20 protein-coding genes and 1 pseudogene are annotated in these 23901 nt (G+C 73.5%); 9 read left to right on the forward strand and 12 right to left on the reverse strand.

Annotated features, from left to right (window positions below; genetic code table 11):
- Nucleotides 1-491 precede the first annotated feature (491 nt).
- Entirely contained in the window at nucleotides 492-1496 is a 1005-nt protein-coding gene (locus CG736_RS35490) for a stage II sporulation protein M (RefSeq protein WP_100590220.1), read from the reverse strand.
- 238 nt (nucleotides 1497-1734) lie between these two features.
- On the opposite strand from CG736_RS35490, the gene CG736_RS35495 reads away from it, so the two are divergent.
- Nucleotides 1735-2802: an RDD family protein gene (locus CG736_RS35495; protein ID WP_100590221.1), complete on the forward strand. Its 1068-nt coding sequence runs from the start codon at nucleotides 1735-1737 to the stop codon at nucleotides 2800-2802.
- Between the two features lie 42 nt (nucleotides 2803-2844).
- Here CG736_RS35495 and CG736_RS35500 read toward each other — a convergent pair whose 3' ends face one another.
- Nucleotides 2845-3465, reverse strand: coding sequence for a hypothetical protein (locus tag CG736_RS35500; RefSeq protein WP_100590222.1), 621 nt, complete (start codon nucleotides 3463-3465; stop codon nucleotides 2845-2847).
- Nucleotides 3466-3676: 211 nt separating this feature from the next.
- On the opposite strand from CG736_RS35500, the gene CG736_RS35505 reads away from it, so the two are divergent.
- Both CG736_RS35505 and CG736_RS35510 read left to right on the forward strand, forming a co-directional pair.
- The gene (locus CG736_RS35505; protein WP_100590223.1) at nucleotides 3677-4189 is read left to right on the forward strand and encodes a SigE family RNA polymerase sigma factor; all 513 of its coding nucleotides are present in this window, start codon (nucleotides 3677-3679) and stop codon (nucleotides 4187-4189) included.
- Nucleotides 4186-5193 carry a hypothetical protein gene (locus CG736_RS35510; protein ID WP_100590224.1) on the forward strand — a complete coding sequence of 336 codons (1008 nt, stop codon included), beginning with the start codon at nucleotides 4186-4188 and terminating at the stop codon, nucleotides 5191-5193. Before CG736_RS35505 ends, CG736_RS35510 begins: the two co-directional genes overlap by 4 nt.
- A 68-nt stretch (nucleotides 5194-5261) precedes the next feature.
- Here CG736_RS35510 and ahcY read toward each other — a convergent pair whose 3' ends face one another.
- The 6 genes from ahcY to CG736_RS35540 all read right to left on the reverse strand — a co-directional run bounded on the left by ahcY (nucleotide 5262) and on the right by CG736_RS35540 (nucleotide 11401).
- Nucleotides 5262-6710, reverse strand: coding sequence for an adenosylhomocysteinase (ahcY, locus tag CG736_RS35515; RefSeq protein WP_043914237.1), 1449 nt, complete (start codon nucleotides 6708-6710; stop codon nucleotides 5262-5264).
- Nucleotides 6711-6895: 185 nt separating this feature from the next.
- Nucleotides 6896-7870 (reverse strand): cation diffusion facilitator family transporter, encoded by a 975-nt coding sequence (locus CG736_RS35520; protein WP_100590225.1) that lies wholly within the window; start codon nucleotides 7868-7870, stop codon nucleotides 6896-6898.
- 68 nt (nucleotides 7871-7938) lie between these two features.
- Nucleotides 7939-9105 (reverse strand): SIS domain-containing protein, encoded by a 1167-nt coding sequence (locus CG736_RS35525; protein WP_100590226.1) that lies wholly within the window; start codon nucleotides 9103-9105, stop codon nucleotides 7939-7941.
- A gap of 33 nt (nucleotides 9106-9138) precedes the next feature.
- Nucleotides 9139-9321, reverse strand: coding sequence for a Trm112 family protein (locus CG736_RS35530; RefSeq protein WP_100590227.1), 183 nt, complete (start codon nucleotides 9319-9321; stop codon nucleotides 9139-9141).
- Nucleotides 9322-9445: 124 nt separating this feature from the next.
- On the reverse strand, nucleotides 9446-10834 hold the full coding sequence (locus tag CG736_RS35535) for a phosphomannomutase/phosphoglucomutase (protein WP_100590228.1): 1389 nt from the start codon (nucleotides 10832-10834) through the stop codon (nucleotides 9446-9448).
- Nucleotides 10835-10942: 108 nt separating this feature from the next.
- Nucleotides 10943-11401, reverse strand: a complete 459-nt coding sequence (locus tag CG736_RS35540; protein ID WP_083462510.1) for a DUF3499 domain-containing protein — start codon at nucleotides 11399-11401, stop codon at nucleotides 10943-10945.
- A 34-nt stretch (nucleotides 11402-11435) separates the two neighbouring features.
- Between CG736_RS35540 and CG736_RS35545 the strand changes: the two genes are divergently transcribed.
- Nucleotides 11436-11882, forward strand: a complete 447-nt coding sequence (locus tag CG736_RS35545) for a metallopeptidase family protein (RefSeq protein WP_043914243.1) — start codon at nucleotides 11436-11438, stop codon at nucleotides 11880-11882.
- 60 nt (nucleotides 11883-11942) lie between these two features.
- Here CG736_RS35545 and CG736_RS35550 read toward each other — a convergent pair whose 3' ends face one another.
- The 3 genes from CG736_RS35550 to CG736_RS35560 form a co-directional block, all read right to left on the reverse strand.
- The gene (locus CG736_RS35550; RefSeq protein ID WP_100590229.1) at nucleotides 11943-13586 is read right to left on the reverse strand and encodes a DUF5719 family protein; all 1644 of its coding nucleotides are present in this window, start codon (nucleotides 13584-13586) and stop codon (nucleotides 11943-11945) included.
- Between the two features lie 6 nt (nucleotides 13587-13592).
- Complete coding sequence (locus CG736_RS38755; protein WP_100590230.1) at nucleotides 13593-17456, reverse strand: glycosyltransferase; 3864 nt, start codon at nucleotides 17454-17456, stop codon at nucleotides 13593-13595.
- A gap of 196 nt (nucleotides 17457-17652) precedes the next feature.
- The gene (locus tag CG736_RS35560; protein WP_014136066.1) at nucleotides 17653-17925 is read right to left on the reverse strand and encodes a WhiB family transcriptional regulator; all 273 of its coding nucleotides are present in this window, start codon (nucleotides 17923-17925) and stop codon (nucleotides 17653-17655) included.
- A 631-nt stretch (nucleotides 17926-18556) separates the two neighbouring features.
- Between CG736_RS35560 and CG736_RS35570 the strand changes: the two genes are divergently transcribed.
- The 3 genes from CG736_RS35570 to CG736_RS35580 are packed head-to-tail and all read left to right on the forward strand — an operon-like array spanning nucleotide 18557 to nucleotide 21431.
- The gene (locus CG736_RS35570; protein ID WP_100590232.1) at nucleotides 18557-19141 is read left to right on the forward strand and encodes a cysteine dioxygenase family protein; all 585 of its coding nucleotides are present in this window, start codon (nucleotides 18557-18559) and stop codon (nucleotides 19139-19141) included.
- Nucleotides 19142-19161: 20 nt separating this feature from the next.
- Nucleotides 19162-20133, forward strand: a complete 972-nt coding sequence (cofD, locus tag CG736_RS35575; RefSeq protein WP_100590233.1) for a 2-phospho-L-lactate transferase — start codon at nucleotides 19162-19164, stop codon at nucleotides 20131-20133.
- A complete protein-coding gene (locus CG736_RS35580; protein WP_100590234.1) occupies nucleotides 20130-21431 on the forward strand; it encodes a coenzyme F420-0:L-glutamate ligase in 1302 nt (433 codons plus the stop codon). The genes cofD and CG736_RS35580 overlap by 4 nt, the downstream gene beginning before the upstream one ends.
- A 296-nt stretch (nucleotides 21432-21727) precedes the next feature.
- Here the strand turns inward: CG736_RS35580 and CG736_RS35585 are convergent, their stop codons facing one another.
- The gene (locus tag CG736_RS35585) at nucleotides 21728-22642 is read right to left on the reverse strand and encodes a DNA-3-methyladenine glycosylase (RefSeq protein WP_100590235.1); all 915 of its coding nucleotides are present in this window, start codon (nucleotides 22640-22642) and stop codon (nucleotides 21728-21730) included.
- A gap of 119 nt (nucleotides 22643-22761) precedes the next feature.
- Here CG736_RS35585 and CG736_RS35590 point away from each other — a divergent pair, with 119 nt between their 5' ends.
- Both CG736_RS35590 and CG736_RS35595 read left to right on the forward strand, forming a co-directional pair.
- Nucleotides 22762-23550: a TIGR03089 family protein gene (locus CG736_RS35590; protein ID WP_100590236.1), complete on the forward strand. Its 789-nt coding sequence runs from the start codon at nucleotides 22762-22764 to the stop codon at nucleotides 23548-23550.
- 140 nt (nucleotides 23551-23690) lie between these two features.
- Nucleotides 23691-23901: pseudogene (locus CG736_RS35595) on the forward strand (hypothetical protein); the annotation flags it as partial.

Raw genomic sequence — 23901 nt, forward strand, 5'->3', positions numbered from 1 at the left:
CGCACTGCGTCCTCGCTAGTGATACTTCATAAAGGAATCTCCAACCGATCCAGAGGACCGGCCGGGGATGTCAACATATCTGGCGTTGACTTTTGGCACGCTGTTGAGTTCTCAAGGAACGGACACTTCCTTCAGGCGGCCTTCCGACCGACCCTCCGGGCGCTTCGTTCTTTCGTGTTTCCAGCTTATCAGAGGTTTTTCGCTCCGATTTTCGCTTCCCGCTGGAGTGGGAATTCCTTCGACTTCGCTACAGACCTTATCAAAGGTTCTGCGTTGCTCTGCTTCGGGGTTTTCGCTGGAATTCGGTTCCGCACCCTTTCGGATGCTCACCTTGTCCCAGCGACTTCGTAGATTCTACGCTCGGGCGGACTGTATGTCCAACCGCCCAACCGTTCAAACCTACTGGCCCGAAGAGATCAAGTCAATGGTCCCTCGGGGTGATCACCAGGTTACCAGGTTTGAAACGGCACCCGTGACCAGGCACGCCGTCCTCACGCGGCCATCGGCTGGTGGTCGGTGCGGTCGGCGGCCTCGACGTCGCCGAGCTCGCCGCGGGCGGCGGCGTGCTTGCCGAGGACGAGGGCGTAGAGGAGGAAGAGGGCTTCGACGGTGAGGCCCATGCCGACCCGGAGCCAGGTGGGGAGGGCGGAGCCGCTGACAAAGCCTTCGATGATGCCGGTGACCAGGAGGACGGCGGTGAGGCCGATGACGGAGCCGATGACGGCGCGGCCTTCCTCGGCGAGGGCGACGCTGCGGGTGCGGGGGCCGGGGTCGATGACGGTCCAGCCGAGGCGGAGGCTGAGGCCGCCGGCGACGAAGACGGCGGTGAGTTCGAGCAGGCCGTGCGGAATGAGCAGGCCGAGGAAGAGGGGGAGGCGGCCGGCGGAGGCCATCAGTCCGAGGCCGACGCCGAGGTTCAGCATGTTGCTGAGCAGGATGAACACGACCGGAATGCCGAGCACGACCGCGCAGATCAGGCAGTAGGCGGCGACCCAGGCATTGTTGGTCCACACCTTGGCCGCGAAGTTCGCCGAGGGGTGGTCGGAGTAGTAGGCCTCGTACTCGCCGCCGGGCTTGGTGAGGTCGTTCAGGTGGTCGGGCGGCACGATGGCATTGCGGACGTCCGGGTTGGTGCCGATCCACCACGCGACCAGGGCGCTGAGGACGAAGAAGAGCAGGCCGATGGTCAGCCACCAGCGGCGGGAGCGGTACAGCGCGGCGGGGAAGCTGACGGTGAAGTAGCGGACGGCGTCGCGCCAGGACGAGCTGCGGGCGCCGGCGACGGCGTTGCGGCCGCGGACGACCAGTGCGGTCAGGCGTCCTTCGAGTCCGGCGTGCGGGGCGGAGGCCTGGACCTGGGCGAGGTGGCTGGTCGCGCGCTGGTAGAGGGTGATCAGCTCGTCGGACTCGGCGCCGGTGAGCCGGCGGCGGCCGCTGAGGGTCTCCAGCCGGTGCCATTCCGCCTGGTGGGCGGCGACGAAGACGTCCAGGTCCATTGCGGCTCTCTCCGGGTGCGCGGCGGGGCAGGACGGCGGGCACTGGTTGGTGTGCGGCCGGGGCGGTGCGGGGCTCAGCATGCCAGAGGCTGCGCGCGGTGTGTCGGGGGATCTCGGTTGCGGTGCCCGGGGTTACCGGGTGGGGGTGCTCGGCCGTATGTTTGCCGCTGTTGATCGAGGGGTCGGGCTGCGCGACGTGGGTCGTCCGGCGGGCCCGGGAGCGGAACGGGTGGGTGGCGTGAGCGAGCTGGTGACCGGTGAGGCGGTCGTCCTGGGGCTGCGGACGGCGAGGTTGCCGTCGCGGGCCCTGGCCCGGCTGCTGGACGCGGTGGTGTACATGGCGGCGTACTTCTTCGTCTCGCTCGCGGTGGTCCTCGGACTGTCGTCGGTCGAGGGGGCGGCGGGGGACGCGTTCGTCATCGCGCTGATGGTGTTCTTCACGGTGCTGCTGCCGGTGATGGTGGAGACGCTGTCGCACGGCCGGTCGCTGGGGAAGATGGCGCTGGGGCTGCGGGTGGTGCGGACGGACGGCGGGCCGATCCGGTTCCGGCACGCCCTGGTGCGCGGTCTGGTGGGGGTGATCGACTTCGGTCTGATGGCGATGCCTGCCGTGGTGGTGTCGCTGTTCTCGGAGCAGGGCCGCCGGCTGGGCGACATCTTCGCGGGGACGCTGGTGATCCGGGAACGGCTGCCGCAGAGCGCCCGCAGCCACGGCGCGGTGCCGCCGGTGCCGCCGCACGTGATGCACATGCTGGGGGCCGACCTGGTGGCGCTGGACCTGTCCGCCGTGCCGGACGGACTATGGCTCTCGATGCGCCAACTGCTGGGCCGGATGAATGAGTTGGACCAGCCGGTGGCGGCGGGTCTGGCGGACCGGCTGGCCGTGGACCTGGCCGCCCGGATCGGCTGGCCGGTGCCGCACGGCCTGCCGTCGATGGTGTACCTGGGCGCGGTGACGATGGAGCGCCAGCGCCGCGAGTGGGAGCGGGCGGCCTCGACGTACGGTGCGCCCGCATACGGTGCCCCGACGTACGGGGGCCCGGCGCCGACCGCTCCGCCGCAGCAGCCGAACGGGAAGCCGGTGCGTGTGCTCGGCGTCCCGCAGCCGGAGCAGGCACCGCAGCCGCAGCCCGCCGCAGTCGCGCCGCCGGCCCCGGCCGCTCCCCCGGCTCCGGTCGTCCAGCCGGCTCCGATCGTCCAGCCGGCTCCGGTGATGCAGCCCGAGCCGGTCGTCCAGCCGGCCCCCGGTGCTCCCGCGATGCCGTCGCAGCCGCCGGCGGGCGGGGGGTTCGCGCCTCCCGCGTGAGCGACGTGAGCGAGTAGGGGGCGAGGCAGCCGAACAGGGGTGTCAGCGGCGGGGGTTGGGCGGGCTCTCGAGTTCTTCGAGGTCGATGCCGGGGGCGGCGAGCAGCACGTCCCCGGTGAGGTGGACGTCGCGGACCTCGCCGGTTTCGAGGTCGGTGACGCGGTAGTGCTCGACGGGGAGCGGGCCGGTGTCGGTGGGGTGGTCCTCGACGGTGAGCAGCTGCCAGCTCTGGTCGAGGGTGCGGGGGGCGAGGGCCTGGCCGGTGAAGGAGACCAGGCGGATCCGGGTACTGGCGCCGGGGTCGAGGTCGAGCAGCCGGGCGGTGGCGATCAGGAACGCGGGCGAGTCGCCGGTGAAGGCGTGTGCCCGGTCCGCCCCCTCGGTGGCGTCGGTGTCCGTGGCGGGGTCGGTGGCGGCCCGGACCCAGTGCACGCCGTCGAGTGCGCCGCCGCGCACCTGCCAGCCGCCGCTGCGGAGTTCGACGCGGATCGGGCGGTGCCGGGCGTCGAGGGTGAGGTCGGTGGTGCCGAGGACGGTGCCGTCGGGCCGGTAGCTCTTGGCGACGTAGCGCCAGCCGGCGGGGCCGGGGGCGCACTGGAAGCGCTCCTCGCCGAGCGGTGTTCCGTCGTGCGGGTCGTGGAGGGAGTAGCGGCCGTTCGGCATGGGGGAAAGCCTACGTAATCCATCGGGCGGGGTGGGCGGGGCGGCTGGAGCGCGGACGTGCTGCCGTCGGCGTCCGCCGCCCGGTTCCCGTCCGTTCGGCATGGGCGGGAATCCCGCGGGATCCGCCGTGCAACCTTCTCCGCGCCCGGCCGCATCAGGGGGTCGGCGGCGCGTTCGTGCCGCGGGTTCAGGGGGAGGAGGGGCGCCGGAGATGGCTGAGCTGACGCGGGACGAGGAGTTCACCGCGTTCGTGGCCTCCAGGGCGGTCTGGTTGCGGAGGGTCGCGTACTTGCTGTGCGCGGACTGGCATCGTGCGGACGACCTGGTGCAGGAGGCGGTCACCAAGCTGTATCTGCACTGGGGGCGGGCGAGCCGGGCGGACAACCCGGACGGGTACGCCCGGACGGTGCTGGTGAACGTGTTCCTGGCGGAGCAGCGCACGGCGTGGTGGCGGCGGTCCAGGCCGGCCGCGCAGCCGCCGGAGCGGGCGGTGCCGGAGGCTGCGGACCTGGCGGTGTCACTGGACCTGCAGAAGGCGCTGGCGGCCCTGCCGCCGCGGCAACGGGCGACCGTCGTACTTCGCTACTACTGCGATCTGACGGTCGAACAGACGGCGGCGGCGATGGGGTGTTCCAACGGCAATGTGAAGAGCCAGAGTTCGCGGGCGTTGGAAGCGCTGCGGCGCTCGACGGCGCTGCGGCAGCAGGGGAGGTCGGCGGCATGAGCCGGGACTGGGAAGCGGAACTGTCGTCGCAACTGGAGGAGTTGGTGATGTCGGAGGAGCGCTCGGCCCCGGTGTCGGCGGTGGATTCGGTGTCGGCACTTCGCCGGGGCCGGAAGGTGCGGCGGCGCCGGGCGGCGGCGACGGCCGGGGTGGCGGCGGTGCTGCTGGGTTCGCTGACGGTGGGCCTGCTCCAGAGCGGCGGCCGCCCCGCTCCGGTGCAGCCGGCGGTTCCGACCGGTGGTCCGGCGCGCACCGACCCGTCGCCGTTGGCGGGGCACGTCCGATTCGGGTGGCTGCCCGACGATGTGGCCACGGTCGACACCAGCTGGGGTCCCCATTCCAGTGACCAGCAGCTGGCCACCGCCGCGAGCGACCGGCAGTGGATGCTGGGCTCGTCGAACGAGGATCCGCGGACGGATCCGCCCCGTCCCCCGGGCTGGCAGCCCGAGCCGGGCGAGGCGGAGATCACGCGGACGCCCGCGCCGGCGGTCAACGGCCGGGAGGCGTTCTGGGTTTCGGTGAAGGGCGTGACCCTGATGGAGCTCCGGTTCCGGGATCAGGACGGGCGCTGGCTGTCCGTGTCGGGCATGGGGAGCCGGGCGCTCGACAAGGACATCCTGTCGCGCATCGCGGCCGGGGTGCAGGTGGGCCGGTACGTGCTGCCGGTTCCGGTCTCGCTGGACGCGTCGACGCCGCTGTCGAGCGTGATCGCGGCGGACTTCCGCCGGACGGTCCGTGGTGCGGGCGGGTGGCAGTTGAGTGTGCAGGTGTCGGTGCGCGACAACGCGACGGTGGTGATTTCGGCGGAGTCGGGCAGCCTTCCGGCGGACCCCTCGCCGGCCCGGCAGTGCGCGTCCGGTGAGGGCATGTGGTGGTGTGCCGCGCCGTTCTGGCCGGACGGCCCGTCGCCGAAGGTGTCGGAGAGCGACGTGAAGGCCTGGTTCGACCGGCTGAATCCGCACGGCCCGGACGAGTCGACCTGGCGCCCGGTCCTCGTCCCGTAGGCCGGAACGCGCCGGTGCCCGGCGCCCCCTGCGAACGGGGGTGCCGGGCACCGGTGGTTGACGCTGCGTCAGTAGCGGTACTGCTCCGCCTTGTACGGGCCCTCGACCGGGACGCCGATGTAGTCGGCCTGCTCCTGGGTGAGGGTGGTGAGCTTGACGCCGAGGGCGTCGAGGTGGAGGCGGGCGACCTTCTCGTCCAGGTGCTTCGGCAGGACGTAGACGCCGACCGGGTACTGCTCGGTCTTGGCGAACAGCTCGATCTGCGCGATGGTCTGGTTCGCGAAGGAGTTGGACATCACGAAGGACGGGTGGCCGGTCGCGTTGCCGAGGTTCAGCAGGCGGCCCTCGGAGAGGACGATGATGGTCTTGCCGTCCTCCTTGCGCCACTCGTGGACCTGCGGCTTGATCTCGGTCTTCACCACGCCGGGGAGCTTGGCGAGGCCGGCCATGTCGATCTCATTGTCGAAGTGGCCGATGTTGCCGACGATGGCCTGGTGCTTCATCCGGGCCATGTGGGAGGCCATGATGATGTCCTTGTTGCCGGTCGTGGTGACGAAGATGTCGCCGAGCTCGACGATCTCGTCCAGCGTGGTGACCTGGTAGCCGTCCATCGCGGCCTGCAGGGCGCAGATCGGGTCGATCTCGGTGACGATGACGCGCGCGCCCTGGCCGCGCAGCGACTCGGCGCAGCCCTTGCCGACGTCGCCGTAGCCGCAGACGACCGCGACCTTGCCGCCGATGAGGACGTCGGTGGCGCGGTTGATGCCGTCGATCAGCGAGTGGCGGCAGCCGTACTTGTTGTCGAACTTCGACTTGGTGACCGAGTCGTTGACGTTGATGGCCGGGAACAGCAGCTTGCCGTCGCGGTGCATCTCGTACAGGCGGTGGACGCCGGTGGTGGTCTCCTCGGTGACGCCCTTGATGGTGGCGGCGACCTCGGTCCACTTCTGCGGGGTCTCGACCAGGGTGCGGTTGAGCAGCTCCAGGATGATCCGGAACTCGTCGTTGTCCGCGGTGTCGGGCGACGGCGCGGCGCCGGCCTTCTCGAACTCGACGCCCTTGTGGATCAGCAGGGTGGCGTCACCGCCGTCGTCCAGGATCATGTTGGGGGTCTGGCCGTTCGGCCAGGTGAGCGCCTGCTCGGTGCACCACCAGTACTCCTCCAGGGTCTCGCCCTTCCAGGCGAAGACCGGGACGCCCTGCGGGTCCTCGGGGGTGCCGTTCGGGCCGACCGCGATGGCGGCGGCGGCGTGGTCCTGGGTGGAGAAGATGTTGCAGGAGCACCAGCGGACCTCGGCGCCCAGGGCGGTGAGGGTCTCGATCAGCACGGCGGTCTGCACGGTCATGTGCAGCGAGCCGGTGATCCGGGCGCCGGCCAGCGGCTGGGACTCGGCGTACTCGGCGCGGATCGCCATCAGGCCGGGCATCTCGTGCTCGGCGAGCTGGATCTCCTTGCGGCCGAACGGGGCCAGGGAGAGGTCGGCGACCTTGTAGTCGCCGGCGGGCTGGGTGGACATGCGAACTCCTCGCTGCATGGGCCTGGTTACGGGTGTGCTGAGCGGCAGAGGGGCACGATGGCGACCCTCTGCTGCGGCACAATCCGTCGGAGGACCTCTCTCCCTCGACCGGAGCGGGCTCCGATCGACCGCCATCAGCAGCGACGTTTGGCACTGCCGACGAATCTACACCGATCGGGCGCGGGTCAGTGGGCGTTCGGGCCGGGACCGCCCGGCGTGGCATCGGCGTCGGGGCCGGCGAGCGCCTTCTCCTCGGACCAGATGTCGGGCTCCAGGTAGATGGCGCGGGCGATCGGCACGGCCTTGCGGACCCGGACCTCGGCCCGGTCGATCGCCTCGGCGACCACGGCGGCACTGTCCTCCGCGTTGACGCCGATCTTCGCGGCGACCAGCAGTTCCTCGGGGCCGACGTGCAGGGTGCGCATGTGGATCACGCCGGTGACGGTGTCGTGGTCGACCAGCGCCTCGCGGATCTTCGTCACCACCTCGGCGTCGGCGGACTCGCCGATCAGCAGCGACTTGGTCTCCAGCGCCAGCACCAGCGCGATGACCACCAGCAGCAGGCCGATGCACAGGGTGCCGATGCCGTCCCACACCGCGTCGCCGGTGGCGACGGTCAGGCTGACGCCGAGCAGCGCCAGCAGCAGGCCGACCAGCGCGCCGCTGTCCTCCAGCAGCACCACGGGCAGCTCGGGGGCCTTGGCGCGGCGGATGTAGGACGCCCAGCCGTGCTTGCCCTTGGCCTTGGACGCCTCGCGGAACGCGGTGAGGAAGGACCAGCCCTCCAGCAGGATGGCGAACACCAGCACGCCGACCGGCCAGTACCAGTTCTCCAGCTCGTGCGGGTGGGTGATCTTCTCGTAGCCCTCGTAGATCGCGAACATGCCGCCGAGGCTGAACAGCACGATGGAGACCAGGAACCCGTACACGTACCGCTCGCGGCCGTACCCGAACGGGTGCTCCTCGGTGGCGGCCCGCTTGGAGCGCTTGCCGCCGACCAGCAGCAGCACCTGGTTGCCGGAGTCCGCCAGCGAGTGCACGCCTTCGGCGAGCATCGACGACGAGCCGGAGAACGCGAACGCCACGAACTTGCTGACCGCGATGCCGAGGTTCGCGGACAGTGCCGCCACCAGAGCCTTGGTGCCGCCTTCGGTACTCAACCCGGTACTTCCCTCCGCAGCGGGCCCGGACTTTGCCGGGCCTTGGTTGACGAGGGGACGATACCGTGTCAGTTCCGGGTGGCCAGGCCCAGGTAGACGGCGGCGAAGTCGGTCAGGCCGATCAGTTCGGCGAGCGCCTGCAGCGGGTCCTCCAGGCTGGAGGCGTGCTCGGTGATCCGCACCTCGTGGGCGGCCGCCAGGCGGCGGGCCCGGGCCACCGGCCAGGCCGGCTCCTCCAGTTCGGCGACGCCCGGGGTGTGACGGAGCATCAGCACCTGGAGCTGCAGCGGCACCGGCTCGTCGACCCGGTCGCGGAAGAAGTCGTCGGGGTCGGCACCGGCGCCGAGCCGGCCGTTGAACATGCCGCGGTGCGCGGTCAGCGCCTGCGGGAGGCGGGCGGTCAGCGCGGGCAGGCCGGCCCGGTCGGCGAGGGCGGCGGCGAACCGCTCCCCCACGGCCGCGGCCGCGGCCCCGTCGGACCACAGCAGCGGGACGGTCTCGGCGAGTCGGCCCGCCAGCGTCTTGGCCGGGTTGTCGTACGCCTGGGCGTCGGGGCGACAGCGCACCGCCACCTCGTCCAGCCGGTCGGCGGCGGCCTCCAGCGAGCCGGGGGCGAGCGGGGCCACGCCGATCCGGTCGGCCAGGGTGAGCAGCGGGGCGAGCACCGCCCACAGCGCGGCCGGGTCCTCGGCGGGCAGGTCGGGTTCGGCGTCGGCGCCGTCGGGCTCCACCGCGCTCGGCTCGAACGGCAGCGGCAGGCCGCGCACCTGGAGGGCGGCCTCGGCCAGCTCCGAGCCGTCGGGGGCGATCACCGCGATCGCGCAGCCGCGGGTGTAGGCCTGCTCGGCGAGGTTGATCATCCCGCCTTCGCGGCCGCCCGCGCTGGACAGCACCACCAGGTCCAACGGGCCTGCCCAGCCGGGCAGTTGCCAGGACTCGCCGTCGGTGAAGGCGGGCCCGGCGGGGCGCGCGTCGGACGGCGGCAGCGGCCACACCTGGCAGTTGGGCACCGCCAGCGCGGCCAGCACCGCGGCCGCCGTCAGCACTCCGCCGTGCCCGGCGACCAGCACCGCGCGCGGGCGCCCCTCCGGGTTCAGCGCGTTGACGCCGGCCGCGTCGGCCCGGCGCAGCGCGACCCGGATCCGGGCGCCCGCCCCGGCCAGGGCCAGCAGTTCACGTCGGCGGTCGGCGCGCTGCAGGGCGGCCGGGTCGTCCAGCAGGGAGTCGTCGAACATGGCGGCTGGCCTCCAGCGACTGGCGGGGCAGGGTCAGGACGGGCGGCGGGCCTCGTCCACCAGCAGGACCGGGATGCCGTCGCGCACCGGGTACACCAGGCCGCAGGCCTCACCGGTGCAGCGCAGCTCGTGGGTCTCGCCCTCGGTCTCCTCGGCGAGCGGTGCACGGCACTCCGGGCAGACCAGGATCTCCAGCAGGAAGGACGGCAGGCTCATGGTGGTCGGGCTCCGGTCTGTGGGCTGTCGCGGTACGGATGGCCGGTGACACAGCAGTACCCCGGCCGGTGGCAACCCTACCGGCCGGGGCACTCGAAAAGTCAGCGGCAGGCTGACCCGGCGGTCAGGCCCGCACGATGGCCAGCACGCCGTCCCGCAGCTCCGCCATCTTCGCCGGGTCCTTGGCCTCGGCGTTCAGGCGCAGCAACGGCTCGGTGTTGGAGGCGCGCAGGTTGAACCACCAGTCCGGGCCGGCCACGGTGAGGCCGTCCAGCTCGTCGACGGTGACGCCCTCCAGGCCGGCGTAGGCGGCCCGGACCTTCTCGGTGGCGGCGGCCTGGTCGGCGACGGTGGAGTTGATCTCGCCGGAGGCGGCGTACCGGTTGTACTGCTCGGTCAGCGCGGACAGCGGCGCCTGCTGCCCGCCGAGGGCGGCCAGCACGTGCAGGGCGGCCAGCATGCCGGTGTCGGCGCGCCAGAAGTCGCGGAAGTAGTAGTGCGCGGAGTGCTCGCCGCCGAACACCGCGTCGGTGACGGCCATCTCCTGCTTGATGAAGGAGTGGCCGACCCGGGTGCGGACCGGGACGCCGCCGAGGTCACGGACGACCTCGGGGACGGTCCAGGAGGTGATCAGGTTGTGGATGATCGTCGGGTTGGCCTCGCCGGCGGCCTGGGCGCGGGCGATCTCGCGCTCGGCGACCAGGGCGGTGATCGCGGACGGGGAGACCGGGTCGCCGTTCTCGTCGATCACGAAGCAGCGGTCGGCGTCGCCGTCGAAGGCCAGGCCGAGGTCGGCGCCGACCTCGCGGACCTTGGCCTGCAGGTCGACCAGGTTGGCCGGGTCCAGCGGGTTGGCCTCGTGGTTGGGGAAGGTGCCGTCGAGCTCGAAGTACATCGGGACGACGTCCAGCGGCAGGCCGTCGAACACGGTGGGCACGGTGTGGCCGCCCATGCCGTTGCCGGCGTCGACGGCGACCTTCAGCGGGCGGATCGCGGTCAGGTCGACCAGCTTGCGCAGGTGCGCCGCGTAGCCGTCCAGGGTCTCCTTGGCGGACAGCGTGCCGACGGCGGCGTCGGAGGCGGGGACGTGCACCTTGCCGTCCTCGTCGAGCCACGACTCGACCAGCTCGCGGATGTCGGACAGGCCGGTGTCCTGGCCGACCGGGGCGGCGCCGGCCCGGCACAGCTTGATGCCGTTGTACTGGGCGGGGTTGTGCGAGGCGGTGAACATCGCACCGGGCAGGTCCAGGCTGCCGCTGGCGAAGTACAGCTGGTCGGTCGAGCACAGGCCGATCTCGACCACGTCGGCGCCGCGGGAGGCGGCGCCCTCGGCGAACGCGCGGGACAGCGAGGGCGAGGACGGGCGCATGTCGTGACCGACGACGATCGCGCTGCCGCCGACCACCTCGACGAACGCCGCACCGAAGGCGTACGCCAGCGACTCGTCCCACTGGTCCGGCACGACGCCCCGGACGTCGTACGCCTTCACAAGCTGCTTGAGGTCCCGCACCAGAATGCTCCCGTGTGTGTGCTGCGATGTGCTGCGCGCCTGCCGGACGCGTCGTCCGAGCCGCAGAGGGGCAGCGTACCCGGCCCGGGGAACGCGGAGGTGTCGGCCGGTTCAGCTGTCCGGGGAGCGCAGCACCCGCAGGTGGCCGCGGCGGCCCGACTCGCCGTCCGGCGGGGTGCCCTGACGCGTCGTCCGCTCCTGCGGACGGGCGGCCTCGCGCACCGCGTTGGCCAGCGCCTCCAGGTCGTCGCTGCTGCGGCGCAGCGGCCCGGCCTCGGCGGCCAGCCGGACCACCTCCCAGCCGCGCGGGGCGGTGAGGCGCTCGGCGTGCTCGGCGCACAGGTCGTAACAGTGCGGTTCGGCGTACGTCGCCAGCGGGCCGAGCACTGCGGTGGAGTCCGCGTAGACGTACGTCAGCGTCGCCACGGCCGGACGGCCGCACGCGGTCCGCGAACAACGACGTACAGAGCTCACGAGGGTGGACGGTACCGCAAGTGGGACCGGGCCGCGAAGACCCGCCCCCGGCTCGCGTGTCCCGGAGCCGTCACGCGCCGTGCTCGGGTGGTCCACTTCCGGGCATCCAGGGACTACGCTCGACACTGCTATGGAGAGCTCGACACCCTCGTCACCGCCCGGTCCCGGCCGCCGCAGGCACCGCGACCGGCACGGCCGCGGCCTGCGCGGGCCGCTGGCCCCGCCGCAGGTGCCCATTTCGCTGACCCGGTCCGAGCTCTTCGACGACTACGTCCGGGAGTCGATGGAACGGCTGGTGCGCCGCTGGCCGCAGCTGGAGGACGTGGAGTTCGCCGTCCTGGAGGTCCCGCTGCCGGTCAAGGGCGAGCCGGAGCCGGACGGGGTGCCGCTCGGCCGGGTGATCCCGGGCGCGAAGGGGCGGCGCAGCCGGATCCTGGTCTACCGGCGGCCGGTGGAGATCCGCGCCAAGTCGAAGGAGGACCGGGCCGCGCTGGTCCACGAGATCCTGATCGAGCAGGTCGCGGAGCTGCTGGGGCTGTCGCCGGACGCGATCGACCCGCGGTACGGCGAGGAGTAGGCGCTCCCGGCCGGGGCCTTCCCGACCGGGGCCGCGGGGCCCCGGCCGGTGCGTGCCGCGCTACTTGAGCACCACGCCGGCGTCGCCGGCGACCTGCGGCACCTGGACGGTGGCGTGGTCGTCGCGCAGCTGCTGGGTGGTGAAGGTGGGAATGTCCCGGACGCCGACGGACAGCTGACGGGCCGCGAACACCGGGCCGCCGCTGAGGGTCTCCACGGTGATCGCGTAGGGCCCGTTCACGCCGGCCGGGTCGATGCCGTCCACGGTGACGGTGGTGCCCGCCGGAACGGCCACCTCCTTGCTCGCCGGGGCGCCGCCGCTCGCGCCGGCCGAGGAGGTGACCCGGACCTTCGCGTCCGCGTCGGTGGCGGTCAGCAGCAGGGCGGTCTGCCCGGCCCGGTTGTCCGCGATCGAGGCCCGGGTGCCGACGGGCGCGCCGCCGGCCAGCCAGGCGGCCTCGGTCTTGCCCTTGTTCTCCCGGTCGACCCGCAGTCCGGCGACGACGGGCGTGGCGTGGGCGGGGTCGGACGGGGTGAGCCGGATCGCGCTGGCGCCCTCACGGGACTCCGCCGCGAACTGGAAGTCCAGGGTGGCGGTCATACCGGCCTTGACGTGGATGGTCTCCTTGTTGGCGGGCGTGAACCAGCCGTTCTTGCCGGACAGCTGGACCTTCAGGTCGGCGTCGTCCGGGGAGTCGGTGGCGACCACCAGGTGGGCGGTGGTGACGTCCGCGGGGATGCCGGGGATGGTGACGGAGGCGGCCGGGTCCGCCGACGGCTCCAGCCAGTCGGCGCCCTTGGCGCCGTCGCGGGCGTGCACGCCGACGCCGACCCGGCCGCTGCGGGCGACCACGTGGACGGCGAGGTCGCCGACCTGGCCCTTGGTGAGCCCGCTGAGCAGGACCTGCTGCGAGGTGCCGGGGGCGACCGCGAGGCCGGTGGCCAGGTCGTTCTCGATCAGGCCCTTGTCGCCGTACATCCGCAGGTCGACCACGGCGGGCAGGCTGTCGGCGTTGACCAGGGTGACGTAGTCGTACCGGTCGGCGGCGGTGCTGGCGCCGGCGAACCAGAAACTGGTGCCGGACGGCGCGCAGCGGATGCCGGACAGCGCCGCGGCGCCCTGCTCGGAGGTGGTGGTCTGGGTGGCGGTGAAGCCGGGGGCGAGGTTGCCGGTGGCGATCGCGAAGGTGCCGGGGGCGCTGTCGTTGTTGGCGGCCGGACCGCTGACCGGGACGCCGGGCTTGGCCAGCGTGACGCGGGCGTCGAGCACCGGCCCGGCGGGCTTGGCGGGGCCGCCCGACGGCGCGTCGGACGGCTGGCCGGAGGCGCTCGCGGCGGGCCGGACCGGGCTCTGCGCGGCCAGCACGTTGTCGGGCGTGACCTCGCCGAGCAGGCCGGTGCCCGCGCTGCCGGCGCCGCCCTCGGGGCTGAACAGCGTCAGGGCGGTCGAGCCGACCGCGCCCTGCAGCGGCGGCGGGCAGACCAGCGCGGTGCGCTCCACCTGCGTGGTGGTGCGCTTGCCGGCCTCGCCCGCCGCCGGGGCGGCGGGCGCGCGCAGCTCGGCGATGCCGAACACCAGGCCGAGCACGGCGACCCCGGCGAGCAGCGACTGGCCGGTGCGGCTGCCGCCCTTCACCGCGCTCAGGTCGGGCGCCTTCAGCTTCGGGGCCTTCAGCTTGGGGGCTTTCAGGGTGGGCTTCTTCATCGCGGGTCAGCTCCCCGTCCCGGGCTGCTGCGGGTGGTGGCCGCCGCCGTAGGGGTCGTTGGGGTCGTAGTAGGTGGTGGGCTGCTGCTGCTCGGGCAGCCAGGCCTGCTGCTGCCCGTCCTGCTGCTGCGGGTAACCGGCGGCGTAGGGGTCGGTCCAGCCCTGGGCGGGCGGGGTGTCGTAGCCGTAGCCGGGCTGCTGCCCGTACTGGTCGTACGTCTCGGGCTGCTGGGGCGCGCCGACCGGCTGCTGCTGGGTGTAGTCGTAGCCGTAGCCGTCGGACTGGTAGCCCTGCTGCTGGTACGGGTCCGCCTGGTAGGGGTCGGCCTGGTACGGATCCGCCTGGTACGGGTCGGCGAACGGCTCGGGCTCGGCCCGGTAGGCCGGGGCGGGCTCGGGTTCGCCGGCCTGCTGGGCCGGGACGCCGGCGGTGTAGACGCCCGGCTCGGCCTGCGGGTCGTCGCCGTCGCCGCCCTCGCCGCGTTCGGCGAGCCGGCGGGCCCGGCGGCTGCCGGGCGCGGGGGCCTGGGCCTGCGCGGCGGCGGCCAGCGCCTGGGCGGCGACCACCTCCTCCGGCAGGTCGTCGTCGTTGTGGTTGCGCCGGCCGGGCAGCGCGAGCACCAGCACGACCACGCCGAGCGCGAGCTGCGCCCAGGCCCAGCCGGTGTGCAGCAGGCCGCCGGTGCGGGTGACGTCCAGTCGGCCGCCCTCGGCGGGCAGCTGGAAGCCCTGCGCCCAGCCGTCCAGGGTGACGGCCTTGAGCGGCTTGCCGTCCAGGGTGGCCTGCCAGCCGGAATCGGCCTGTTCGGCGAGCCGCAGCTGCCGGTCGGCCGGGCCGGCCGGGATGGTGGTCCAGATGTCGTGGGCGCCGGACGGGACGACCACCGGGACGGTGCCGGGGCTGACGATCTGGGCCCGGCTGCCGGGGACGGCGGAGACCTGCCAGAGGCCGATGCCGTGGTCGAGGCTGAGCCGGATCACGCCCGGCGTGGTGTCGAGGACGTCCCGGACCTTGCCGACCACCGGGTCCTTGACCTGGATGTAGCTGACGCCGTACCCGGCCAGCGTGCGGGCCAGGTCGCCGCCGGAACCGGCCAGCAGCTTGGCGGTGACCTGGCCGAGCTGCTGATCGGCGGCCGCGTCCACGGTGCCCTCGGCCTGACCGGTGGTCAGGCCGGCGCCGCGGACCAGCGCGTAGCGGATGGCGGCGCCGTCGGCGTCGCCGGTGACCATCAGGGTGCGGGAGCGGTCGGTGGTGTCGCCGGCCTCCGCGATGAACGCCGGGACCTGCGCGGCGGTGTCGCGCCGCAGCGGGCCGTCGGCGCCGACGATCGCCCACCAGGCGGCGGTGCCGACCGGGGCGAGCACGGCGGCGGCCAGCACCAGCGCGGCGACCGGCTGCCGCCAGCCGAACGCGATGCCGGAGACCCGGGCGTTGGCGCCGTCGGCGCCGATCGCGGCGGCGGCCAGCAGCGCGACGCCGGCCAGCAGGGTGGCCGGGCCGGCCCAGGCGGCGGTGTCGGACCCGCCGGAGGCGGGGGTGACGGTGGTGCCGGCCACCACGACCGAGAAGACCAGTCCGGCGGCGGCCGCGCCCCAGGCGGCGAGCACCGCGCGGCGGCGGTCGGCGCGCAGCAGGGCGGCGAGCGCGGACAGCACCACGCCGGCCGACAGCCACACCGGCGGGACGCCGGCGCCGCCGGGGTTGACCAGCACCAGGCCGAGCGGGTCCGCGGCGGGGCCGCTGAAGCCGGGGACGCCGGCCTCCAGCAGCAGCCGGGACGGGTGCGTGAGGACCTCGATCGACCAGGGCGCGAGCACCAGCACGGGCACGCCGAGGATCACCGCGACCCGCAGGCCGAGCAGCCGCACCGCCTGCACGCCGGAGCCGAACGCGCCGCCGCGGACCACCGCGTGGACCAGTGCGGCCAGGCACAGCGGCACCGCTATGGCCCAGACGAGCGGGACGAACGCGGTGATGACGGTGAGCATCAGCACGGTCATCCAGGCGGAGCGCCAGCCGGGGCGGGCGCCCTTGGCGGCGGTCTCCTTGCGGATGCCGAGACCGGCGGTGATCGCGGCGGCGCGGGCCAGCGGGGGCAGCAGCACGGCGAGCACCGCGGTGCCGATCCGGCCCTGGGCGAGCGCGCCGGTGGCGGCGGGCAGCAGCGCGTAGGTGGCGCTGGCCCAGGCGCGGACCAGCTTGGAGGCGATCAGCGGCCGGGAGACCAGGTAGGCGCTGACCGCGGCGAGCGGCACGGACAGCACCACGATCAGGGTGAGCGCCAGGTCGGCGTGGCCGAACAGCAGCCAGGAGAGGACGGCCAGCACGCCGAGGTAGGGCGGGGCGGTGGCGGTGGAGCCGGTGCCGACGGGGTGCCAGGGGTCGGCGAACATGTTCCACAGCCCGGCCGCGCCGTCGCCCGCGGGCAGCAGCGCGCCGCCCTGCAGGAAGCCGGAGCCGATCAGGTTGCGGCAGGCGACCAGCGCGAACAGCAGCAGCGCGGCGAACAGCACCGGGGCGGGCCGGCGCACCAACTTCTTGAGCAGCGCGAACTGTTCGACCACCAGGTCGTCGGTGTCGTCCTCGCCGGGGCCGGACTCGACGGAGCCGTGCCGGCCCGCGCCGGCGTCGTCGCCGCCGCCGATGCCGAGCGAGCCGACCACGTTCTCGACGGCCAGCCGGACGGTGGCGCCGGGCGCGGGGAACAGCGTCCGGTCGTCCAGCGAGTCGACCGAGCGGGTCTTGCGGCGGCGCGCCCGGGCGGCCATCAGCCGTGGCAGGCGCAGCAGTTCGTGGCCGAGGCCGGCGATCTCGTCGTAGGCCTGCCGGGGGTCCTTGCCGACCAGGCTGGCGATCACCCGCGTGATGGTGCCGAGGATCAGCCGGAGCAGGACGTACGGGAACAGCGCGCCCTTGGAGTTGGCGAGCAGGGTGTAGACGGCGCCGGCCTTGTCGACCCGGTGCGGGTGGGCGGGGCCGCAGTCGATGGCGCGGCGTTCGCGGCTGGCGGCCTCGGCGTGCCGGAGCACCGCGTCGGGGGCGACCACCACCCGGTGGCCGGCCGCGTTGACCCGCCAGCAGAAGTCGGTGTCGTCGCGCATCAGCGGCAACGCCTTGTCGAATCCGCCGAGTTCCTCGAACACGTCGCGGCGGACCAGCATGCCGGCGGTGGAGACGGCGAGCACCGGGCGGACCTGGTCGTGCTGACCCTGGTCCTGCTCGCGGCGGTCGAGTCCGGTCCAACGGCGGCCGGAGCGGGCGATGCTGACGCCGACTTCGAGCAGCTGCCTGCGGTCGTACCAGGAGCGGAGCTTGGGGCCGACCACGGCGGCGGTCGGGGTGGAGTCGGCGACCTGGAGCAGTCGGCGCAGGGCGTCGGTCTGCGGTTCGCAGTCGTCGTGCAGCAGCCAGAGCCACTCGACCGGCCGGGTCTCGCGCGGTCCGCCGCGGCCGAGGTCGTCCTCGTGGGCGAGCGGGTCGCCGAAGTCGTCCCAGCCGCCGGTGACCGGGTCGTACCCGGACGGGTCGAGGCTGTAGCTGAGGTCCTCGGGGCGCAGCGGCGGGCTGTTGAAGACGGCTTCGCCGACGGCGCGGCCGAAGCCGACCCGGCGGCCGAGGATCTGCGGGCCGCTGTCGGGGAGCCAGTCGCCGAGGGTGTCGGCGAGCAGCTGCGGGGAGTTGTCGGTGGAGCCGGTGTCGACGGCGAGGATGCGCTGGACCTGCCGGTCCTGGCCGAGCAGCCCGGCGAGTGCCTGGGGCAGCCAGCGGGCGCCGTCGTGCGAGACGATCACCGCGGTGACCAGATGGCGCGGATAGGCAGGTGGCCTGGCAGCGGAGAAGCCGCTCTGGTGGCTGTAGACGGTCATCAGGTGCGCGGACCACCGGTTCGGGTTTGACGGCAGATGACGCACCACACTAACGGCTCCGGGTGGCCCGGTTGTCCCGGGTGGTGTGAAGAGACGGTGCAACGGGTATCTGCGCTGCCGGCCCGGCTGTTGCGGACATGCGAAAGCGCCCCACCTGTCGGTGGGGCGCCGGCACGGGTGAGGTCTGCGGGGGAGGTCAGACCGCGCTCTTCTTCAGTCGGCGGCGTTCGCGCTCGGAGAGCCCGCCCCAGATGCCGAACCGCTCGTCGTTGGCGAGGGCGTACTCCAGGCATTCGGCGCGGACCTCGCACGCCAGGCAGACCTTCTTGGCCTCCCGGGTGGATCCGCCCTTCTCGGGGAAGAACGACTCGGGGTCGGTCTGGGCGCACAACGCGCGCTCCTGCCAGCCGAGTTCCTCTTCGTCTTCCTCGATGCCCTCACCGATCAACAGCTCAAAGAGCTCGCTCATTCTGGCGCGCCTCCTCTGCCCCTCTTGGCGTCCCCGTGGTGTTGCCGTTGCCGGTGCGGCGGAACGACACGAGAGAAATTACAGTTGCGTCACTCTGGCCCAGTCAAGCCGAGCTCTGGTATTGGGCCAAGGATTCACTCCCCGGAACCAAGCCACTACGAATAGTGTACATATCCGGACAACCTGGACATCCCACCAGGTTCCTGACCTGCCGTCAGTCCGTCCGATCACACCCGGCCGCGCCGATCCGGGGCGATCTCACGGCGTCTCTTCCCCATGATCTTCCCATCCAAACCTGAATGGGCGTTTATCACCCCATCCGGTGGTTCCAGGGCGATGTGACCCGAATGTCCGACCTGGCTCCTTGACACTGGAGGGTCGGTTGCGGTCTGCTTGCCCGCATGTCCGAGTTCCCGGCCCTCTTCTCCGACCGGCGCCGCCAGGCGCTCCTCGGCGCTGCCGCGAACTCCTCGTGTTGTTGCCGCTGTCTCCGCTGTATCTAGGCGCCCGCGTCCCACCGCGCGCCGCCCCCGGAACAGAGGCCGACCGCGCGACAGTCCCCCCTGAACGCTCTCGCGGATCCGGCTGATCCTTGCCCGCAGCCGAACCCGAGGACGTCACCCCCGTGCGAATGCCCCGCCTCCGCAAGCGCAACCGCGACCGCAAGCACCTGCCCCTCCCCCGGCCCGCCGCGGCTCCGCGCTGGACGGACGGCCTGAGCGACGTGTCCATCGCGGGCGACCCGACGGCCTTCCCGCACCTGGCCCGCACCGACCTGCCCGGCCACCCCACCACCGTCGCCGGCTACGCCCGGCTGGTGCGGGAGATCGCCGCCGACCGCGCCCGCTGGGAGCCGCTGGTCCGCTACGACGCGCTGACCCGCTGGTACGCCCGGCTGGAGACCGGCCCCGGCTACGAGGTGTGGCTGCTCAGCTGGCTGCCCGGCCAGTCCAGCGGCTTCCACGACCACGGCCCCTCGGCCGGTGTGATGACGGTCCTTCAGGGCGAGCTCACCGAACGCGCGTTGACGACCGACGGCGAGGGCTCGCGCGCCCTGGGCCCCGGCGGCGTACGGGTGTTCGCCACCGGCCACCTGCACGAGATGGTCAACGCCGCGCTGGAGCCCGCCGTCTCCGTCCACCTGTACACGCCCGGCCTGGTCGAGATGAACCAGTACCCGGCCGCGACGCGGCGGGACCGTCACCGGGTGCACTGACGCGCTGGCAGGATGAAGCCATGCGAATCACTGCACTGGCGGGTGGAATCGGCGGGGCCAGGTTCCTGCGCGGACTGCGGGCGGCGGTCTCGCCCTCCGACGAGATCACCGTGATCGGGAACACCGGCGACGACATCCACCTGTACGGGCTCAAGGTCTGCCCCGACCTGGACACCGTGATGTACACCCTCGGCGACGGCATCCACGAGGAGCAGGGCTGGGGCCGCCGCGACGAGACCTGGTCGATCAAGGAGGAGATGAAGGCCTACGGCGTCGGCCCCGAGTGGTTCGGGCTCGGCGACCGGGACTTCGCCACCCACCTCGTCCGCACCCAGATGATCGACGCCGGCTACCCGCTGTCCGCCGTCACCGAGGCGCTGTGCACCCGCTGGAAGCCGGGCGTGCGGCTGCTGCCGATGAGCGACGACCGGGTGGAGACGCACGTCCGGATCACCGACGCGGACGGGCCGCGGGTGGTGCACTTCCAGGAGTACTGGGTGCGGCTGCACGCCGCGGTCGACGCCGAGGCGATCATCCCGGTCGGCGCGGACGCCGCGAAGCCCGCGCCCGGCGTGCTGGAGGCCATCGCCGGGGCCGACCTCGTCCTGCTGCCGCCGTCGAACCCGGTGGTGTCGATCGGCAGCATCCTCGCCGTCCCCGGCATCCGGGAGGCGGTGGCCGGCGCGAGCGCCCCCGTGGTGGGCCTGTCCCCCATCGTCGGCGGTGCGCCCGTGCGCGGCATGGCCGACAAGGTGCTCGCCGCCGTCGGCGTGGAGACCTCCGCCGCCGCCGTCGCCGAGCACTACGGCTCGCGCGCCTCCGGCGGGCTGCTGGACGGCTGGCTGGTCGACACCTCGGACGCCGCCGCCGTCGCCGCGGTGGAGGCCGCCGGGATCGCCTGCCGGGCCGTGCCGCTGCTGATGACCGACCTCGACGCCACCGCCGAGATGGCCCGCGCCGCGCTGGAGTTGGCCGCCGAGGTCGCCAAGTGACCGCCGACGGGCTGCGGTTGCTCCCCGTCACCGGGCTGCCGGAGATCGCCGCGGGCGACGACCTCGCCGAACTGATCGCCAAGGCCGGCGAGTTCGAGGACGGCGACATCCTGGTGGTCACCTCCAAGGTGGTCTCCAAGGCCGAGGGCCGGCTGGTGCACGCCGAGGACCGCGAAGCCGCGATCGACGCCGAGACCGTCCGGGTGGTCGCCCGGCGCGGCCGGGCCCGGATCGTCGAGAACCGCAACGGCCTGGTGATGGCCGCCGCGGGCGTCGACGCGTCCAACACCGCCCCCGGCACCGTCCTGCTGCTGCCCGTCGACCCGGACGCGTCCGCGCGCCGCCTTCGCGCCCGGCTCCAGGACCTGACCGGCCGTCGGCTGGCCGTCCTGGTCACCGACACCTTCGGGCGACCCTGGCGCAACGGGCTCACCGACGTGGCCATCGGCGCCGCCGGACTGCCGGCCCTGGAGGACCACCGCGGCCGGACCGACAGCCACGGCAACCAGCTGCACCTGACCGTCACCGCCACCGCCGACGAACTCGCGGCCGCCGCCGACCTGGTGAAGGGCAAGGCCACCGGCACACCCGTCGCCGTCGTCCGCGGGCTGCCCCACCTGGTCACCGCGCAGGACGGGGACGGGGCCGCGACGATGATCCGCCCCGCGGCCGAGGACATGTTCCGACTGGGCACCTCGGAGGCGATCCGGGAGGCCGTCACGCTGCGGCGGACGGTTCGCAGTTTCACCGACGAACCGGTGGACGGCGGAGCGATCCGCCGCGCCGTCGCCGCGGCGGTGACCGCCCCGGCCCCGCACCACACCACTCCGTGGCGGTTCGTGCTGCTCGAAACCGCGGAGAGCCGGACCCGGCTCCTGGACGCGATGCTCGGCGCCTGGCAGCGCGACCTGCGGGAGCTCGACGGCTGGTCCGAGGAGCGCATCGCACAGCGCACCGCTCGCGGCGAAGTGCTGCGCGGCGCGCCGTACTTGGTGATCCCCTGCCTGGTGATGGACGGGTCGCACGACTACCCCGACGAGCGGCGGGCCGGCGCGGAGCGGGAGATGTTCACGGTCGCGATCGGGGCCGCCGTCCAGAACCTGCTGGTCACCCTCACCGGCGAGGGGTACGGCTCCGCGTGGGTGTCCTCGACGATGTTCTGCCGCGAGACCGTCCGCGACGTCCTGGACCTCCCCGCGAACTGGGACCCGATGGGAGCGATCGCGGTCGGCCGCCCGGCGGAAGCGCCGAAGGAGCGCCAGGCGCGGACGGCGGACGATTTTTTGACGGTCAGGTAGAGAGAACACGGGAACAGCGGGGCGGGGTCGAGGACGGGGACCAGAAACGGCGGAACGCGAAGCGCCCCGTTGACCCTCCGCAGACCCGGCCCCGCCGTTCCCCGGGCCCCTGGTTCCGCACCCGCCGGCCCGCCCCTCCGGGGCTCGGGGAACGGCGAGGTCCTGTGGCCGGCGGCCGGAGACAGCCGTTGGCCATGGCTGCGGCAGGCCTCAAAAACAGGAACCCGAAACGGCGGAACGCCTTGCGCCCTGTTGATCGCCGGCAGACATGGCCTCGCCGTTCCCCGAGCCCCTGATTACCGCGCCCGGTGGTCGTTCGGGGTCAGGCGCGGGCCGTACTTGGGTGGGCGGGCGCCCGTGAGGGGGAGGATGCGGCAGAGGCGGTGGCGGTGGGGCCGGTAGGGCTCCAGGAGGGTGAGCATCTGGGCGTCGTCGCTGCGGGGGCGGCCGGCGAGGGCCCAGCCGACGATGTTGGGGAGGTGGAAGTCGCCGACCGAGACGGCGTCGGGGTCGCCGTTGCTGCGCTGCAGGGTTTCCGCGGCGGTCCAGACGCCGATGCCGGGGACGGCGGTGAGGCGGGCGAAGGCGTCCGCGGAGGGCATGGCGGAGGCGGCTTCGAGCTTCGCGGCGAGGCGGACGGCGCGTTGGACGGTGGCGGAGCGCTTGGGGTCGACGCCCGCGCGGTGCCAGGCCCAGCTGGGGACGAGGGACCAGTCGCGGGCGGAGGGCGCGACCCGCATGCCGAGGTCGGCGGCGGGGCCGGGGGCGGGGGTGCCGTGGTCGCGGAGCAGGGTGCGCCAGGCGCGGTAGGCCTCGCCGGTGGTGACCTTCTGCTCCAGGATGGCGGGGACGAGGGATTCCAGGACCAGGCCGGTGCGGGTCAACCGGAGCCCGGGGCAGGCGCGTTGGGCGTCGCGGAGCGGCCCCGGCGGGAGGACGAGTCCGGCCGGGTCGTCCTCGGCGCCGAGCAGGGCGGGGAGCTGCCGGAGCAGCCAGTCCGCGCCGGGGCCCCACGCGGTGGCGGCCAGCTCGTCGCGGTCGGGCCGGATGCGCAGGGTGCCGGGGCCGTCGGGGGTGCGGGAGGCGCGCCAGACGGTGCCGTCGGGGTCGCGGCGGAAGGCGGGGTCGCCGGTGCCGCGTTGCAGCGGGTAGAGGGTCCGGCCGAGGTCGAGGGAGTAGCCGGGCCGCCACTGTCGGGTCAGCTCTGGCATCGGGGTTCCTCGGGGGTGTGCGGGTGGCGGGCGCGTCTGCGAGGGTAACGCGGCGGAGCGGGTGGACGGGCGGGCACCCTCCCGTCGGGCCGGGCACAGGACGTAGGCTGGGGCGCACCATGACTGCGCCTTTCGCTGCCGACGCCCGCACCCCCGCCGAGCTGCTGCAGGCCTACCTGCGCGCCGGGGCCGGTGCCGATCCGTCCCGCCCTCTGGTGACCTTCTACGACGACTCGACCGGGGAACGGGTGGAGTTGTCGGCGAAGACTTTCGACAACTGGGTGGCGAAGACGGCCAACCTGTTGCAGGACGAGCTGAACGCCTCGCCGGACGACCGGGCGGCGCTGCTGCTGCCGGCGCACTGGCAGAGTGCGGTGTGGCTGCTGGCGTGCTGGTCGGTGGGTGTGGTCGCGGTGCCGGCCGGTGAGCCGAAGGACGCGGATCTGGTGGTGTCGGGTCCGGACGGCCTGGCCGCGGCGCAGGAGTGCCCCGGGGAGCGGGTGGCGCTGGCGCTGCGTCCGCTGGGCGGCCGGTTCCCGCAGCGGCCGGACGGGTTCCTGGACTACGCGGCGGAGGTGCCCGGGCAGGGCGACCGGTTCGCCCCGTACTCGCCGGTGGATCCGCAGGCGGTGGCGCTGGAGACCGCGGTGGACGGGCTGGCGCTGACGTTGACGGGCGAGCAGGCGGTGGCGCTGGCCCGGGAGGGTGCGGCCCGGCTGGGTCTGGACAGCGGGAGCCGCGTTCTGTCGACGCTGTCGTTCGACGACTGGGCGGGGCTGGAGGCGGGCCTGCTGGCGCCGCTGGCGGCCGGGGCGTCGGTCGTGCTGTGCCGGAACTCCGGCGAGTTGACGGATCGTCAGTGGCAGCAGCGGATCGAATCCGAACGAGTGACACTGCGTCTCGGCTGAGCGTTCCGGCCCTGTGCGGCGCGCTTCGCCCGGTCAACCGGCCGGGTGGGGCGCGCCGTTGTCGTTTCCCGCCGCTCCGCCGGGTGACGGCGGCTCGGAGCCGGGCGGTTCGCCGACCGGGCTCGTCTAGGGTGGCCCGGATGAACAGCGGACACCGCTCGGACGACTCGGGGCAGCCGGACGCCGATCCGGCCGACCAGTGGGTGCTCGACCCGGAGACCGGCGAGTTCCGGCTCCGCCCGGACGCGGCCCGACGGGCCCCCGCAGGCCGGGCCGGGGTGCCGCGGGCCGGAGCGGCGCGGGCCGGAGCAGCGGCCGAGGTGCCGCGGGCCCGGCCGGCCGGGCGGGCGG

The organism is Kitasatospora sp. CB02891, from assembly GCF_002803145.1.
In the GTDB taxonomy this organism is placed as follows: domain Bacteria; phylum Actinomycetota; class Actinomycetes; order Streptomycetales; family Streptomycetaceae; genus Kitasatospora; species Kitasatospora griseola.

What these genes read in the sequence shown, in the direction of transcription:
- CG736_RS35560 (WP_014136066.1), bottom strand. Translation starts at nt 17,925, where the DNA reads ATGAGCGAGCTCTTTGAGCTGTTGATCGGTGAGGGCATCGAGGAAGAC.
- CG736_RS35505 (WP_100590223.1), top strand. Translation starts at nt 3,677, where the DNA reads ATGGCTGAGCTGACGCGGGACGAGGAGTTCACCGCGTTCGTGGCCTCC.
- CG736_RS38755 (WP_100590230.1), bottom strand. Translation starts at nt 17,456, where the DNA reads ATGACCGTCTACAGCCACCAGAGCGGCTTCTCCGCTGCCAGGCCACCT.
- CG736_RS35500 (WP_100590222.1), bottom strand. Translation starts at nt 3,465, where the DNA reads ATGCCGAACGGCCGCTACTCCCTCCACGACCCGCACGACGGAACACCG.
- CG736_RS35585 (WP_100590235.1), bottom strand. Translation starts at nt 22,642, where the DNA reads ATGCCAGAGCTGACCCGACAGTGGCGGCCCGGCTACTCCCTCGACCTC.
- ahcY (WP_043914237.1), bottom strand. Translation starts at nt 6,710, where the DNA reads ATGTCCACCCAGCCCGCCGGCGACTACAAGGTCGCCGACCTCTCCCTG.
- CG736_RS35510 (WP_100590224.1), top strand. Translation starts at nt 4,186, where the DNA reads ATGAGCCGGGACTGGGAAGCGGAACTGTCGTCGCAACTGGAGGAGTTG.
- cofD (WP_100590233.1), top strand. Translation starts at nt 19,162, where the DNA reads ATGCGAATCACTGCACTGGCGGGTGGAATCGGCGGGGCCAGGTTCCTG.
- CG736_RS35545 (WP_043914243.1), top strand. Translation starts at nt 11,436, where the DNA reads ATGGAGAGCTCGACACCCTCGTCACCGCCCGGTCCCGGCCGCCGCAGG.
- CG736_RS35525 (WP_100590226.1), bottom strand. Translation starts at nt 9,105, where the DNA reads ATGTTCGACGACTCCCTGCTGGACGACCCGGCCGCCCTGCAGCGCGCC.
- CG736_RS35550 (WP_100590229.1), bottom strand. Translation starts at nt 13,586, where the DNA reads ATGAAGAAGCCCACCCTGAAAGCCCCCAAGCTGAAGGCCCCGAAGCTG.
- CG736_RS35530 (WP_100590227.1), bottom strand. Translation starts at nt 9,321, where the DNA reads ATGAGCCTGCCGTCCTTCCTGCTGGAGATCCTGGTCTGCCCGGAGTGC.
- CG736_RS35490 (WP_100590220.1), bottom strand. Translation starts at nt 1,496, where the DNA reads ATGGACCTGGACGTCTTCGTCGCCGCCCACCAGGCGGAATGGCACCGG.
- CG736_RS35570 (WP_100590232.1), top strand. Translation starts at nt 18,557, where the DNA reads ATGCCCCGCCTCCGCAAGCGCAACCGCGACCGCAAGCACCTGCCCCTC.
- CG736_RS35590 (WP_100590236.1), top strand. Translation starts at nt 22,762, where the DNA reads ATGACTGCGCCTTTCGCTGCCGACGCCCGCACCCCCGCCGAGCTGCTG.